At 62.6% G+C, this 14,529-nt stretch carries 16 protein-coding genes; 3 read left to right on the top strand and 13 right to left on the bottom strand.

From position 1 onward, the window contains the following. Positions 1-13: 13 nt before the first annotated feature. From FS665_RS02300 to FS665_RS02285, 4 genes are all read right to left on the bottom strand, one after another. Positions 14-1,228, bottom strand: a complete 1,215-nt coding sequence (locus tag FS665_RS02300; RefSeq protein WP_145182730.1) for an MFS transporter — start codon at positions 1,226-1,228, stop codon at positions 14-16. Positions 1,229-1,382: 154 nt separating this feature from the next. Then, positions 1,383-2,105 (bottom strand): pirin family protein, encoded by a 723-nt coding sequence (locus FS665_RS02295; protein WP_145182727.1) that lies wholly within the window; start codon positions 2,103-2,105, stop codon positions 1,383-1,385. 137 nt (positions 2,106-2,242) lie between these two features. Beyond that, complete coding sequence (locus FS665_RS02290) at positions 2,243-2,695, bottom strand: GNAT family N-acetyltransferase (RefSeq protein WP_145182724.1); 453 nt, start codon at positions 2,693-2,695, stop codon at positions 2,243-2,245. 102 nt (positions 2,696-2,797) lie between these two features. Next, the gene (locus tag FS665_RS02285) at positions 2,798-4,015 is read right to left on the bottom strand and encodes an MFS transporter (RefSeq protein ID WP_145182721.1); all 1,218 of its coding nucleotides are present in this window, start codon (positions 4,013-4,015) and stop codon (positions 2,798-2,800) included. A gap of 140 nt (positions 4,016-4,155) precedes the next feature. Here FS665_RS02285 and FS665_RS02280 point away from each other — a divergent pair, with 140 nt between their 5' ends. Then, complete coding sequence (locus tag FS665_RS02280) at positions 4,156-4,623, top strand: helix-turn-helix domain-containing protein (protein WP_145182718.1); 468 nt, start codon at positions 4,156-4,158, stop codon at positions 4,621-4,623. Then, positions 4,616-5,815 (top strand): chromate efflux transporter, encoded by a 1,200-nt coding sequence (gene chrA / locus FS665_RS02275; RefSeq protein WP_145182715.1) that lies wholly within the window; start codon positions 4,616-4,618, stop codon positions 5,813-5,815. The genes FS665_RS02280 and chrA overlap by 8 nt, the downstream gene beginning before the upstream one ends. 16 nt (positions 5,816-5,831) lie before the next feature. Here chrA and FS665_RS02270 read toward each other — a convergent pair whose 3' ends face one another. From FS665_RS02270 to FS665_RS02230, 9 genes are all read right to left on the bottom strand, one after another. Beyond that, entirely contained in the window at positions 5,832-6,029 is a 198-nt protein-coding gene (locus FS665_RS02270) for a DUF1289 domain-containing protein (protein WP_145182712.1), read from the bottom strand. A 73-nt stretch (positions 6,030-6,102) separates the two neighbouring features. Beyond that, on the bottom strand, positions 6,103-6,612 hold the full coding sequence (locus FS665_RS02265) for a ProQ/FinO family protein (RefSeq protein ID WP_145182709.1): 510 nt from the start codon (positions 6,610-6,612) through the stop codon (positions 6,103-6,105). A 154-nt stretch (positions 6,613-6,766) separates the two neighbouring features. Continuing rightward, entirely contained in the window at positions 6,767-6,991 is a 225-nt protein-coding gene (locus FS665_RS02260; protein ID WP_145182706.1) for a hypothetical protein, read from the bottom strand. A gap of 52 nt (positions 6,992-7,043) precedes the next feature. Next, on the bottom strand, positions 7,044-7,478 hold the full coding sequence (locus FS665_RS02255; protein ID WP_145183350.1) for an acetyltransferase: 435 nt from the start codon (positions 7,476-7,478) through the stop codon (positions 7,044-7,046). 247 nt (positions 7,479-7,725) lie between these two features. After that, a complete protein-coding gene (locus FS665_RS02250) occupies positions 7,726-9,003 on the bottom strand; it encodes a DUF2254 domain-containing protein (protein WP_145182703.1) in 1,278 nt (425 codons plus the stop codon). A gap of 408 nt (positions 9,004-9,411) precedes the next feature. Continuing rightward, positions 9,412-10,425, bottom strand: coding sequence for a transketolase family protein (locus FS665_RS02245; RefSeq protein ID WP_145182700.1), 1,014 nt, complete (start codon positions 10,423-10,425; stop codon positions 9,412-9,414). After that, positions 10,422-11,264, bottom strand: a complete 843-nt coding sequence (locus FS665_RS02240; protein ID WP_145182697.1) for a transketolase — start codon at positions 11,262-11,264, stop codon at positions 10,422-10,424. The genes FS665_RS02245 and FS665_RS02240 overlap by 4 nt, the downstream gene beginning before the upstream one ends. Before the next feature lie 17 nt (positions 11,265-11,281). Next, positions 11,282-12,580 carry an MFS transporter gene (locus tag FS665_RS02235; RefSeq protein ID WP_145182695.1) on the bottom strand — a complete coding sequence of 433 codons (1,299 nt, stop codon included), beginning with the start codon at positions 12,578-12,580 and terminating at the stop codon, positions 11,282-11,284. 100 nt (positions 12,581-12,680) lie between these two features. Beyond that, positions 12,681-13,430 carry an SDR family NAD(P)-dependent oxidoreductase gene (locus FS665_RS02230; RefSeq protein ID WP_145182693.1) on the bottom strand — a complete coding sequence of 250 codons (750 nt, stop codon included), beginning with the start codon at positions 13,428-13,430 and terminating at the stop codon, positions 12,681-12,683. Positions 13,431-13,604: 174 nt separating this feature from the next. Between FS665_RS02230 and FS665_RS02225 the strand changes: the two genes are divergently transcribed. Further along, positions 13,605-14,522, top strand: coding sequence for a LysR substrate-binding domain-containing protein (locus FS665_RS02225; protein ID WP_145182690.1), 918 nt, complete (start codon positions 13,605-13,607; stop codon positions 14,520-14,522). Positions 14,523-14,529 lie beyond the last annotated feature (7 nt).

Here is a 14,529-nt window from a genome sequence, read left to right as displayed (position 1 = left end):
CAGCAGTCGATTGTCAGCGCTTGATGCCGTGTTTGGCGAGGAAAATCACCAGCGCCAGTGCCGGGATGATAGCCGCAGCGCAGCTGGTGGTGGCCCAGCCGAGGTTCTCGTAAAGGGGGCTGGCGAGCATCGAGCCCAACGCGCCGCCGACGAAGATGCTGGTCATGAACACCGCATTCAGGCGTGCCCGGCTGTGCGGATCGAGGGCATAGACCTCGCGCTGGCCAAGCACCATGTTCATCTGCACGGCGAAATCCAACGCCACCGCAGCGATCACCAGGCCCAGATAGCCTAGCCCTGGCAGGCCGCCCACCAACAAGGCAGTAGGGGCCATGAGCAGCGCCACCCGTGTGCTGGCATGACCGTGGCCGGCATCGGCCAGACGCCCGGCGATCGGCGCTGCGATGGCACCCACGGCGCCGACCAAGGCAAACAGGGCCACACCGTTCTGGCTGAATCCGTAATGGCGGATCAGTTCGATCGGTGCCACCGTCCAGAAGAAACTGAAGCTTGCGAACAACAGGCCCTGATACAGCGAGCGCTCGCGCAATACGGGGTATTGCCTGGCCAGCTTGAACACCGAGCCGATCAGGCGCGGATAACCGGTGTGGTGGCTGGGCTTGCGCTGGGGCAGCAAGACGGCTACCAGCGCGGCGATCACCAGCATCAGCAGCGCGGCGCTGAAGAACACGCCACGCCAGCCAATGTACTCGGACGCCACGCTGGCCACCGGACGGGCCAGCAGAATACCCAGCAGCAGACCGCTCATGATGTTGCCCACGACCCGACCGCGGCTGCTCTCGGGCGCCATGTGCGCTGCCAGGGGCACCAGGATCTGCACCGCGACCGAGGTCAGCCCGATCATCAGCGAGGCGATCAGGAATAGCGAGGGCGCCTCGGCCAGGCCGGCGGCGGCGAGAAATACAGCGACCAGCAAGGTCAAGCCGATCACCAGGCGCTTGTTCTCCGCGAGGTCGGCCAGCGGCACCAGGAACAACAGGCCGGCGGCATAACCGAACTGGGTGAGCGAGACGATCAGGCTGGCGTGCTCGGGGGACAGGCCAATGCTGGGGGCGATGAGCTCGACGATAGGCTGGGCGTAATACAGGTTGGCGACCACGGCGCCGCAGCAGAAGGCCAGAAAGATGACCAGGGTGTTGGACAGCACTGGCGTGGTGCCGCTGTGCGCTGGGGATGATGCCAGGACTTCAGGGTTGCTCGCGGACATCGCGACGCCTCCGAGTGAGGTTGAAGGGATTTGCGTGCAAGCCTAAGCCTGGCGGCCGGTTGCTGGAATACCCGTGTCGAGCAATACAGTTGCGCGCGCTGCGCCAAACAGGTCGCAAACCTGCCAGCGCCAGCACAATCCTCAGCGCCTGCCCTCACGGCATGCGTGGTAACTCGTTGGGCCGCAGATCGAACACCAGCACCTCGGCATCCTGGCCATTGCGCAGTTCGATCAACTGCTCGTGTTTCAGGCGCACACCGTCGCCCTCACCGAGTCGCTGGCCGTTCAGCTCGATGCGGCCGCGGGCAACGTGTACATAGGCATGGCGGTTGTCGGCCAGGGTCAAGGTGGCATGCTCATCGCCATCGAACAACCCGGCATACACCCGCGCATCCTGGCGCACCTGCAACGAACCCTGCTGGCCATCGGGGGATATGATCAAGCGCAATTTGCCGCGTTTCTCGGCTACCGCGAAATGTTGCTGCTGATAGCGAGGGGTCGCCCCGCGCACGCTGGGCACGATCCAGATCTGCAGGAAGTGCACCGGCTGCGTTTTGCTGTGGTTGAACTCGCTGTGGGCCACGCCGCTGCCGGCGCTCATCAGTTGCACGTCACCGGGTTTGATCACTGAGCCGGTGCCCAGGGTGTCTTTGTGCTCAAGAGCGCCTTCGAGTACGTAGGAGAAAATCTCCATGTCACGGTGCGGGTGCTGGCCGAAGCCTTTGCCCGCGATGACGCGGTCATCATTGATCACCAGCAGGTCGGAGAAGCCCTGCTCATCAGGGTCGTAGTAGTTGGCGAAGGAAAAGGTGTGCGCCGACTTCAGCCAGCCGTGGTTGGCGTGGCCACGTTCTTGAGCGTTACGGACAGTGATCATGATTCGTCTCCTTGAGGCTTATCTGCCTGTGTGCGATGAATCCACTTTACTGTCAGTGATGGATCACAAAAATAGGTTGGCACAGGATTTACTGTCACGCTGAAAGAGACAGTGATCCTGTGCCACCTGGCTTTCGTTCAGGGAATTAGCGTCGAGCGCTCGTAGGTTCGATAGCCTCGCGCAGTAAGCCCGACCCAGACGAATCCAGCTTTCTGATAGAGGTAGCTGGCAGGGTTGTCGGGGCGCACGTTCAGGCGCAGCTGGGTGAAGCCTTGCAGCCCGGCATCGCGCCGGTAGGCGTGCAACAGCGCAGTGCCCACGCCCTGCCTGCGCAACGCTGGGTCGACATGCAGGGTACACAACTCGGCGCAGGCGCCATCGGGCACCCACAGTGAATACCCGGCGAATCGATCATCGACCACGGCGATTTTCAGTTGGTTGAAGTGCTCGACCCAGCGCGTCAGGTGACGACCCAGTTCGCTGCGCCAGGCTGCCTCATGGGCAGGCTCCCATGTGCGGATGTAATGCTCTTCGCCGCGGTAGATGGCGGGAAGATCAGCCACCTCGGCCTGTCTGAGTTGCAGTGCCATTCCATAGCCTCTGATTGCTTGATCCATGCGTAGCGAATCTAGGGGGTATTGCGCGTGTATGGCAAGCGGCACTTACCGGGTGCATGGGGCGCGATGCAGGCGTCATCCAGCGCGCCGTTCAAGCCACAACCAGTACGACAAGGCTGTCGCGCTGATGATCGCCCCCAGCGCGCAGACCGCCGGCCAACCCGAGTAAGCGTAGGCGTGGGTTGCCGCAACCGCCCCCAGCCCGCTGCCCAGGGAATAGAAGCACATGTAGGCGCCCACCAGACGGCTGTGCGCGTCGGGGCGCGCGGCCAGTATCAGGCTTTGGTTGGTCACGTGCACAGCCTGGACGGCGAAATCCAGCAGCACCACGCCAACGAGCAATGCCAGCAACGAACTGTGCAGCCCGGCACTGGGCAGCCATGACAGGGTCAGCAGCAACAACGCCCACCCGGTCGTGCGACTGCCCTGGCCGCGGTCGGCCAACCGTCCCGCCCGCGCCGCAGCCAGCGCTCCGGCAAGACCGGCCAGGCCGAACAGGCCGATCTGCGTATGCGAAAGACTGAGTGCCGGATCACTGAGCGGTAACACCATCGCCGTCCACAATACGCTGAACGCGGCAAAACTGAGCAGGGCCAACAGCCCGCGTCGACGCAGCGTTCGTTCGTGCACGAGCAACTGCAGCATCGAGCGCAGCAGGGTGAGATAACCCGCGCTGGCACGCGGCGTATCGGCTTCAGGCAGGGTTCGCCACAGCACCACGGCCATCGCCGACATCATCAGCGCTGAGGCGAAGTAGACACTGCGCCAGCCCGCCAGGTCCGCCAGCACGCCAGATACCAGACGCGCCAGCAAGATGCCCAGCACTACCCCGCTGGTCACGCTGCCGACCACCTCGCCGCGTTGCTCGGGGCTGGCCAATGTCGCCGCGTAGGCGACGATCACCTGTACCAGCACGGCCATCAACCCCACCAGCAGCATGGCCGCCAGCAGCAAGCCCCATGTCTGGGCAAGGCCGACCGCGCCCAGCGCCACTGCGCACAGGAGCATCTGACCGATGATCAGCCTGTTGCGGTTGAGCAGATCACCCAGGGGCACGATGAACACCAGCCCCAAGGCGTAGCCCGCCTGGGTGGCGGTGACGATCACACCGATCGTGGCACTGGGCACCGACAGGCTGTCGGCCATCGACTGCAATAGCGGCTGGGCGAAGTACACATTGGCGACTGCCAATGCGCAAGTGACGGCAAAGATGAACGTCTGCCGACGGCTTAAGACACAGTTGCGGATATGCCCACTGTCGATTGACTGTGCTGTTTGATTGGTGGAACTCATCGAGTCGTCCTTGATACTGGTTTTAAAAAGAAACCGGTTGATTGCGTTCTAGCAAACCAGGTTGTTAAATGCAACCGGCGAGCTTGGCGCGCTGTCGTCGCTCTCCACCTTCCAGTCCGCAGATCGACAGGTAGCAAACCATGGCCAGACAGCACCTGCTGGCGCGCAGCGAATGCCCAGTGGCGCGTACCTTGGAGGCGATCGGCGATCGTTGGATGTTGCTGATCTTGCGCGAAGCCTTCGACGACGTACGCCGGTTCAACGAATTTCAGAAGCGCCTCGGCGTAGCCAAGAACATCCTGGCCGTCAAGCTCAAGGCTTTGGTCGCGCTCGACGTATTCGAGATACACCCAGCGTCCGATGGCAGCGCCTACAAGGAGTACGTGCTGACCGACAGGGGGCGCGCAGCCTTTGCGATCGTCATCAGCTTGCGCCAGTGGGGCGAGCGTTTTTTATTCGACACTGGGGAGCGTCGTTCCATGCTGGTCGACAATGCCGCCGGCGAACCGGTCGAGGCGCTGACTGTGCGCTCGCGCGCGGGCAAGGCATTGCGCCCTGAGGACTGTCATCGGGTGCTGGTCGACGCGATGGTCGCAGATCGTGAGTAAGCCACGCGAAGCAGGCCAAGGCCCTTGGCCGGTGTTTCTGATCTTCCTGCGCCTGGGGCTGACCTGCTTCGGCGGCCCTATTGCGCACCTTGCCTATTTTCGCGACGAGTTCGTGGGGCGGCGAGGTTGGCTGAGCGACAGCAGCTATGCGCAACTGGTCGCGCTCTGCCAATTTCTGCCGGGTCCGGCCAGCAGTCAAGTGGGGATGGCGTTAGGCTTCACCCGTTGCGGCTACGCCGGCGCGCTGTCCGCCTGGCTGGGCTTCACCTTGCCCTCGGCATTGCTGATGATCATCGCCGGCGTCGGCATCACGCATTATGGCGCTGTGGTGCCGGACGGCGTGGTGCACGGCTTGAAGGTGGTGGCCGTGGCGGTTGTGGCTCAGGCGGTGTGGAGCATGGCGCGCACGCTGTGCCCTGATGCCGCGCGCCTTTCACTGATGGCGGCCGCGACCTGCCTGGTGCTGTGGATGCCGTGCGCATTGGCTCAGCTGGGGGTCATCGCTGCTGGCGCGTTGCTCGGCTTTTTGCTGCTCAAACCGCAGCATGAAGACAGCGATGCGCCGCTGCACATCGGCATCAAGCGTCGCACGGGCGTGCTGTGGCTGGGTGCGTTCGTCGCGCTGCTGGTGGGGTTGGCGCTTTTGCACGCACTGTCGTCAAGCCCATTGCTGGCCATGGCGGCTGCGTTCTATCGCGTGGGCAGCATGGTGTTCGGTGGCGGTCATGTGGTGCTGCCGCTGCTGCAGGCCGAGGTGGTGCCGGATTGGTTGAATAACGATGTGTTCGTGGCGGGGTATGGCCTGGCGCAGGCGGTGCCAGGGCCGCTCTTCACGTTCGCGGCGTATCTAGGCGCTGCGATGGACCTTGGGACAGGCGGCTGGACCGCAGGCGTGGTGTGTCTGCTCGCAATCTTTGCGCCGTCGTTTCTCTTGGTGATGGGCGCGTTGCCCTTCTGGGCGGCCCTGCGTCGTAGCCGCCGCAGCCAAGCGGCGTTGCAGGGCGTCAATGCCGCTGTGGTCGGCCTGCTGCTGGCCGCGCTTTATCAGCCGGTCTGGAGCAGCGCCATTCACGCACCTGCCGACTTCGCTTGGGCCTTGGTGGCGCTGGTGGCATTGATGGCGTGGAAGATACCTGCCTGGCTGGTGGTGATCGGCAGTGGTGTGCTTGGTGGGTTATTGGCGGCGGTGTGACCGGGGGAAAGCAACTTTAGCGTTTTTTCTTTTTCTTCTTGTGCTTGCCCAGGGCTTTCATGCGCTCGGCGGCTTTTTGCACGGTCGCCATTTTCTCCGGACGCTTCATGCCCCGCCACTTGCGAATTTCTTCGCGTGTGCGTCCGCAACTGACGCACATCTCGCTGTTGAGCTGGCACAGCGAGACGCAGGGGTTTTCCACATCTTTGGCCATGGCACTACTCGTCTGTTGCGCTGGTGGCGTTGCTGGGCCTGACGGGCGTGCGCCAGGCCCAGCGCGACCAGGATTACTCGGCGGCCTGCTCGACCGGCGCTTCCACGGCCGCCGCTGGCGCTGGGGCCTTGGGCTTGGCGCGCTGCTTGCGGCTCTGGCTGCGTTGCCGCGAGGCCTGCTGCTTGGCGTACAGCGCCTGGGCGGCGGTGACACTACCGGCCGGCTGGCCGTTGAGGTCCAGGCGCGGCGCGTCCTCGACCATGCTGGTCCAGTAACGGTTGCCGCGGCACCAGGTGGAGATGCCCAGCTTCAGTTGTTCGCGGGTGATGCCAAGCAACTCAAGGTGCTGCTCGGCATCCTTGAAGATGCCCTCCTTGAGTGGAACCTTCGGCGCCGGGTTGACCGGGAAGGCCAAGGGGAAATGCTTCTGCAATGGCCAGATCGCTTCGACCGCTGGATCTTGCTCGCGCGCCTTGGCCTGAGGCGCAGGCTTGCGCTTGGCGGGCTTCGCGGTGGCGGCCTTGGCCTGCTCTTTCTCAGACCGCAGGCGGTCGCGTAATTCAGCTAGTTGTTCAAAACCCATCGTTAATTCACTGCTTCTACGTTGATTGCGTGGCGTAAGGATATGCCATGCAGCGCCCAAGAGCAGCAGGAAAGAGTATGAATCGCTGCAGTTTTCGTTACCAACCGTCGTCGGAGCCTGGCTGCCGAGGCCCGACGACACGCTGCGCTAGCCTTCAGGCAATGGCGATTTCAGTGATTCCCAGCACCTCTGCCTGGGCCAGGACCTGCACCGGCGTGGCGTCGGCCGGTGGCAGGAGCAGGCTGTTTTCGCTGTCGCCGAAATGCAGCACGATGAGGTGCATGGCGGCTTCGTGAAGGGCGAGATTGCCCTGTTCAAGCTCGAACGTGTGGGTCGAGGGTTGGCCATCGAGGGCATAGCTGACGGTGTAGGCAGGCATGGCGATTTCCTAAGCGGATAAGGGACTCATTACCTGACCGGCAGGACAGGAATTAATTCAGCGCCAAATGCAGCAAAGGAAACGGGCGCCCCTCGCCGTCCAGCGGCGAACGGCCAGTTTGCGCGAACCCGTAATGCCGATAGAAGCCCACCGCTTCAGGGTTCTGTTCATTCACATCGACGCTCAATTGACTGCGTGTACTGCGCGCATGATCCAGCAGCGCGCGGCCGATGCCTTTGCCGCGCAGGTCGGGCTCGACGAAAAGCATTTCGACGTGGGTGGCATTGAGGCCAATGAAGCCGAGCGGTGAATCTTCGGCATCGACCGCAACCCAGAGCTCGACAGCGGGCAGGTAACAATCGCGCAACTGCGGCAGCAAGGCATCGATATCAGCGTCTTGCAAGAAGTGGTGAGTTGCGCGGACGGAGCGCTGCCAAAGCGCCAGCAATCGCGGATGGTCGGCAAGAGTAGCCTGACGAATGATCATGGAATCATCCTTTGTATTTGATAACGGAAGTGAGCCGCGCCCGCGAATGAGAGGCGGCCGGATCAGTGTCGGCAACGTGAATGACCGCTTCGCGAATTAACGCCTGGGCGGTTCACGGCAGAGGTGGCCGAAAAGGAAGGAGGCGGCAACGATACCTATCGGGTTGCCGGAGGTCAACCAAAGCGCAGCCGCGGCGCTGCATGCCACAAGCCTTTGGCTGCTTGGCCGAAGATCGCCTGATAGCTTATTAGCGATGCCGCAGCGGCGCTGCCAGCGTGGCAAGTTGCACGCGCTCCTCGGGCAGCACCAGGGCGTGATCGGCGAACGCCAGCAACCGCCGCGCGTGCCTGGCAGCGCTGGCTTCAAAGGCCAACGGATTAATCTGTGCCAGGCTCAGCAAGGCCTTGAGCAGACGCAGGTTGACCTCTTGCAAAGCGGCGCAGTCGCGACTGAGCGGTCCGAAGAAATCGTCGAACAGGTCATCGATGACCAGACCGCGCACATAGACGCGTGCGAAGCCATCACGCGGCGGCGTCAACACCTGCGGCCGTGCCCATTGCGACAGGCATCTGACGCTCCGGCCGATCACATCGATGGCCGTGCCTGGGTCGTTGGTGGCCGGGGAAAGCGCCCGTGAGGCGATCTCTGACAGCACCGAGACAGCAAAGCGCGGGTCATGCTCGAAGGTCCGCCGCGTGCCCACGGTAATCGCAGCCAGGACCCGCTGCTGGACTTGTTCGCGTGCAGCCATCGATGGCTCTTCGCGAGGCACGATATTGGCCAGAAGCGCGCCTGGGTGCACAAACGCGCCTGGAAGCACCTCGACATACACTTCCAGTTGCTGACGCTTGGCGATGCCGGCCAGCGCTTCGACGTCGATGTGCTGGACATAACCGGTCTGCTGACTCACCAAGCGCCAGGCGCCGGGCGCCAGCACCAGATCCTGCGGATAGGCCGAGCCACCGAGGAACGGCCAGCGGTTGCGGTGCGCGATGGCGTCCAAAGCGGCTTGCTCGACGCGATCGATGGTTTCTCCAACGCGGCCAAGCCGTGACAGATGATCGATCCAGCGCAACAAGGTGTAGACGATCAGGATGACCACGGCGATGGTGACGGCGAACAGCAACACGCGGCCCTGGTCGCCGTAGGCACCGGTGCTTAACGCAATCAGGCCGACCAGGCTGAACAGAAATGAGCCGATGAAGGTGGCCAGGGCGTTGTGGGTGGTCGCGTCTTCCATCATCAACTGGGTGGCACGCGGCGTCACGGCAGTGCTTGCTGCGCCGTAGGCCGCGACCATGGTGCTCAGGGAAAACGTAGTGACGGCGAGCATGCTGGAGGCGATGATGCCCAGAATCTTGTCGACGGCATCGGCGCCTATCTGGCCAGGCAATGAGGCTGGGATGTGCCCCTTGAGCACCACGGCTATAAGTGCCGTTGCCACGCCCAGCAGGGAAAACAGCGTGGCGCGGAACCACAGCCGTTTGGTGATTTTAATAGCGAACCATCGCCAACGCGCCATCATCGTTGCTGTCCCCTTCCCCAACATAGCCAACAAGCGTATCGGTGGTTGCTGGGCTGACGCCAGTCATGAATTGCCACCCTGCCGCATCCGACCACTGAATGCGGCGAGGGTCACCATCTGCCTGCCAGATAAAACATGCCTCCCGCAAACCCGGTTATAAAGACGCCTTTGAGTACATCGCCAGAATCCGCAGATCCTGAGAACCAGGCTTCGACCTGTACGGCCAAGAACAAGATAGCGATGAGCAAAACGACGCAGGCTATGCACCGCTGAGCTTTTAACCTGGCCTTGTCGGTTCCGAACCACAACATGTGGGCCTCCTTGAGCCTCCGTTCGTAAGCAAGATAACTCGCGCAGGCTCTTTGGTCACGGAGGCGTCAAGCGGCAGCATGTTCCTTGAAAGCGCAATCACAGCCAGGCTTTGATCTGCGCGCACACCGCTTCGGTCGAAATACCGTAACGGTCATGCAGCGTCGGCAAGGCCCCTGCATCGAGGAACGCGTCGGGCAACGCGATCTGGCGGAACGTGGGGGTCACGCCGTTGCGCAGCAACAAGCCCGCGACCGCCTCGCCCAGGCCGCCAATGATGCTGCTGTTCTCGGCGGTCACCACGAGCCGCCCGGACTGCCTGGCCTCGGCGAGGATGGTATGTTCATCCAAGGGCTTGATGGTCGGCACGTGCAGCACCGCGACGTCCACCCCATCGGCCTGCAACGCCTTCGCAGCGTCCAGCGAGCGCATGGTCATGAGCCCGGTTGAAATGATCAGCACGTCCCTGCCCGTGCGCAGGGTCTTGGCCTTGCCGATCTCGAACGTGTAGCCGTATTCATCGAGCACCACCGGTACATTGCCGCGCAGCAGGCGCATATAGACCGGCCCCTGGTGGGCGGCGATTGCCGGCACTGCCTGTTCGATTTCCACCGCGTCGCACGGATCGACGATCATCAGGTTCGGCATCGCGCGGAAGATGGCCAGATCGTCGGTCGCCTGATGGCTCGGCCCGTAGCCGGTGGTGAGCCCAGGCAGCCCGCAGACGATCTTGACGTTCAGGTTCTCTTCGGCGATCGCCATGCAGATGAAATCGTATGCGCGCCGCGAGGCGAACACCGCATAGGTCGTGGCGAAGGGCACGAAGCCCTCGCGCGCCATGCCGGCGGCGGCGCTCATCAGTAACTGCTCGGCCATGCCCATCTGGTAGAAGCGCTCTGGGTGCGCCTTGGCGAAAATGTGCAGGTCGGTGTACTTGGACAGGTCGGCCGACAGCCCGACAATGTCCGTGCGATGCTCGGCCAGGGCAGCCAGTGCATGACCAAAGGGCGCCGCCCGGGTGGCCTGGCCCTCGGCGGCAATCGAGGCGATCATCGCCGAGGTGGTCAGGCGCTTCTTGGTCGGTTCACCAGCGCCAGTATTCGAGTTGTTCATCGCTGTTGTCCTTGTTCGAGATGGTCGAGGGCCATCGCCCATTCGTGTTCTTCAACCCGGATGAAGTGGGTTTTCTCCCGGGCCTCCAGAAACGGCACGCCCTTGCCCATCTTCGTGTCGCAAATGATCACGCGCGGTTGCGTCCCGGCGAAGGTGCGCGCGGCATCGAATGCTGCGACCAGGGCCTTGAGGTCATTGCCATCGACACGCTGGGTGAACCAGCCGAACGCCTGCCAGCGGTCCACGATCGGCTCGAAAGAAAGAATCTCGCTCGAATAGCCATCGGCCTGCTGGTTGTTCACATCGACGATGGCGATCAGGTTGTCGAGTTGCCAGTGCGAGGCCGACATCACCGCCTCCCAGGTCGAGCCTTCATTGAGCTCACCATCGGACAGCAGGTTGTAGACGAAGGACTTCGACTGCTTGCGCTTGAGGCCCAGGCAGGCCCCGACCGCGATCCCCAGCCCCTGCCCCAGCGAACCTCCGGTGATTTCCATGCCAGGGGTGTAGGCGGCCATGCCCGACATCGGCAGGCGGCTGTCATCAGAACCATACGTTTCCAGCTCCTCGAGCGGGACGATGCGCGCTTCGATCAAGGCAGCATAGAGTGCTATCGCGTAATGCCCGATCGACAGATAGAAGCGATCGCGTGGCTCCCAGTCCGGGTCATCAGGCCGATGGTTCAGCGCATGAAAGTAAGACACAGCCAGCAGGTCCGCAGCGCCCAGGGCCTGGCCGACATAACCTTGGCCTTGTACCTGGCCCATGCGCAGCGCATGTCGGCGGATATTGTGCGCGCGCTCGGCCAGGCTCAAGGCAGGCGTGGTAGTGGTAGTCATGAAGTGGCTCCGTTATTTCATCGATTGACTGCAGCAGCGGGGATGCGCAAGACCAGCGAGGACCCAATCAGCAAGACCCCGGTAATCAGGTACATGCCGATGGCACTGGACCCTGTCTGGGTGGTGATCCAGCCAATCAGGTAGGGTGAGCAGAAACCGGCCAGGTTGGCGAAGCTGTTGACCGCGGCGATGCCCGCAGCAGCGGAGACGCCGCCCAGCAGCGTGGTCGGAAGCATCCAGAACAGCGAGGTGGCCGACAGGATCCCGGACGCAGCCAGGCACAGGCTGAGAATCGAAAGCGTGACATTGCCCCCCATCAAGGCGGCCAGGCTGAGGCCGATGGCGCCGGCGATCATCGGCACGATCAAATGCCAGCGGCGCTCGCGGTGTTTGTCGCCGCTACGCCCGACCAGCAGCATGGCGGCTATCGCGCACAGGTACGGCAGGCTGGACAGCATGCCGATGTGCAGCGGATCGAATACGCCGGCATTGCGCACCAGCGTCGGTAGCCAGAACGTAACGGCATACTGGCCCATGACCACGCAGAAATAGATGCCAGCCAGCAACCATAAGCGGCGGTCGCGGATGAACTCGCCCACCGAAGCATGGGTAACCTTGTGCTGGTTGTCCTCGGCCAACTCGCGGGTGACCAGGACCTTCTCCTCATCGTTGAGCCAGGTAGCCTGATGCACCCCGTCTTTGAGGTAAGCCAGTACCAGCAGGCCAACCACGACTGTCGGCACGGCTTCGAGCACAAACATCCATTGCCAGCCGGCCCAGCCCTGCACGCCGGCGAACGCGTTCATGATCCAGCCGGAGAGCGGCCCGCCGACCATGCCTGACAGTGGGATGGCGATGAACCACAGCACCGTCATGCGTGCACGCCGATAGGAGGGAAACCAGTAGGTCAGGTAGAGCAGCAAGCCCGGGGCCAGGCCCGCTTCGGCCACGCCGAGAAAAAAGCGCAGCAGGTAAAACTGCCAGGCGGTCTCGACGAACGCGAACAGCGCCGAAATGATCCCCCAGGTAATCATGATGCGGGCGATCCACACCCGCGCGCCGACCTTGTGCAGGATGATGTTGCTGGGCACCTCACAGAGAAAATAACCGATGAAGAACATGCCTGCGCCAAGTCCATAGACGGCTTCGCTCAAGGCCAGGTCATTCATCATCTGCAACTTGGCGAAGCCGACGTTGACCCGGTCCAGATAAGCGCAGAGGTAGCACAGCATCAGGAACGGCATCAGGCGCCAGGCGGTCTTGCGATAGGCGGAGGTACGCACGGTCGAAACCGCTTCGAGCGAAAGGGTAGTCATGAGGGTTCGATCTCTTGTTGTTATTGACCGCCAGGCCTGCAACCTGGCTGGGCCATCGATCCAGAACCGCGCGGGCCGTGCTCGGCCCGCCCACGTGAACTCAGTGGATCAGCATCCCGCCGTTGACATCCAGGGTGATACCGGTGAGGTAGCTGGACAGGTCGCTGGCGAGGAACAACGCCGCGTTGGCCACATCCTGTGCCTGGCCAAGCCGCCCCAGCGGAATGCCTTCAATGATGGCGTGGCGACGTTCGTCCTGCATCAGGCCGCCCGTGATATCGGTGTGGATCAAACCTGGCGCAATGGAATTGACCCGCACATTGTCCGGCCCCAATTCCCGCGCCATCGCCCTGGCGAGGCCGAGTACGCCCGCCTTTGCGGCGCTGTAGTGCGGACCACCGAAAATGCCACCGCCGCGTTGGGCAGACACCGAGGACATGCACACGATGCTGCCACTCGACTGCGCGCGCATGGAAGGGATCACCGCCTGGGACATCAGCAACGTGCCGCGCAGGCTGACGTCGAGCACCTTGTCGTAGTCGGCGCCGCGGATATCCAGAGTCTTCAGTGGCTGGGTGATCCCGGCGTTGTTGATCAGCACGTCGATGCGGCCGAACTGCTCGATGACCGTCGCCACTGCACGCTGCACCTGAAGCTCATCGGTCACGTTGGCGGACAAGCCAAGATGCCCCTCGCCCAGTGCCGCAGCGGCATCGCGAGCAGCAGACGCGTCGAGGTCGAGGATCACGACCCGAGCGCCGTGTTCGGCGAAGGCCATGGCAGTGGCCCGGCCAATACCGCGCGCTGAAGCGGCGCCGGTGATGATTGCGACTTTACCTTGAAGAAGCATGCATGAACCCTTTGTTTGTTGTTGTGGGTCGATCTGTGAATCGTGGGTTCAGCTTGGTCTCCGCCAGGAGGACGAGCAATAACGTGAAAATCATTTGATACTGAAAAAATTTCAGCACTCCTGAACTATCTTGGTCTCGCAGCACGAATAAAAATAACGAATGGAGCTAGCTAAATGCGTTCTCTCAATGATGCGGCAGCGCCCTTGCCGCCGCTTAAGACCATCCAGGCCTTCGAACAGGCCGCCCGCTTCGGCAATGTCGCACGCGCTGCCGAAGTACTGGACCTGACGCCCTCTGCCGTGAGCCACCAGTTGGCCAAGCTGGAGGCGATGATCGGCAGGCAGCTGTTCGTGCGTGGCGCTCGGGGCGTTGCACTCACCCCGGTGGGCGAGCAATACCTGAAAGAGGTGTCGGGCCTCCTGCACAGCCTGGCCATCGCCACCGAGCGCGCCAGTAGCGATGTCAGCCTGGACTGCTTACGCCTGCATTCCTCGCCAAGCTTCGGCCTGCTTTGGCTGATGCCGCGCCTGGAGGCGTTTCGCGAGGAATACCCGGCCATCCAGATCAATCTGTCTTGCTCCTATGAAGCGCTGCATTTCAGCCGCGACCAGATCGATGTAGATATCCGCCACGGCGAGCCGAATTGGCCCAGTTACGAGGTCCGCACCATGGCCAACGAGACCTTCGAAGTGCTGGCCGCGCCGAAACTCCTGGCACGCCAGCCCGTGCGCCACGCCGGCGACCTGCTCGACCGCGACTTGATCTTGTCCGAGGCAACCCTGCTGAAATGGCCGGCCTGGTTCGCCCAGCATGGCCTGGCACGCCCTGAAAAACCCTATACCCTGAGTTTCGACCGCTCCTACATGAGCCTGGAGGCGGCCAGCCATGGCCTGGGTTTCGCGTTGGAAAGCGGCTTGCTCGCGCAGAAATACCTTGAGGCCGGTACCCTGGTCAAAGTGGCGCCCGAAGCGCTGGGCGCGCCGGTGGCTGCGCATCACCTGGTGTTTCCCAAAGCCCACGCGGCGTTTCCCAGAGTTCGATGTTTCCTGCGTTGGGTCGAGAATGAACTGGGCCATCAGTTCGTTTTCTGATGCTTAC

The sequence above is a fragment of the Pseudomonas sp. URMO17WK12:I11 genome (assembly GCF_007677725.1).
In the GTDB taxonomy this organism is placed as follows: Bacteria; Pseudomonadota; Gammaproteobacteria; order Pseudomonadales; family Pseudomonadaceae; genus Aquipseudomonas.
This window is presented reverse-complemented; position numbering and strand designations above follow the sequence as displayed.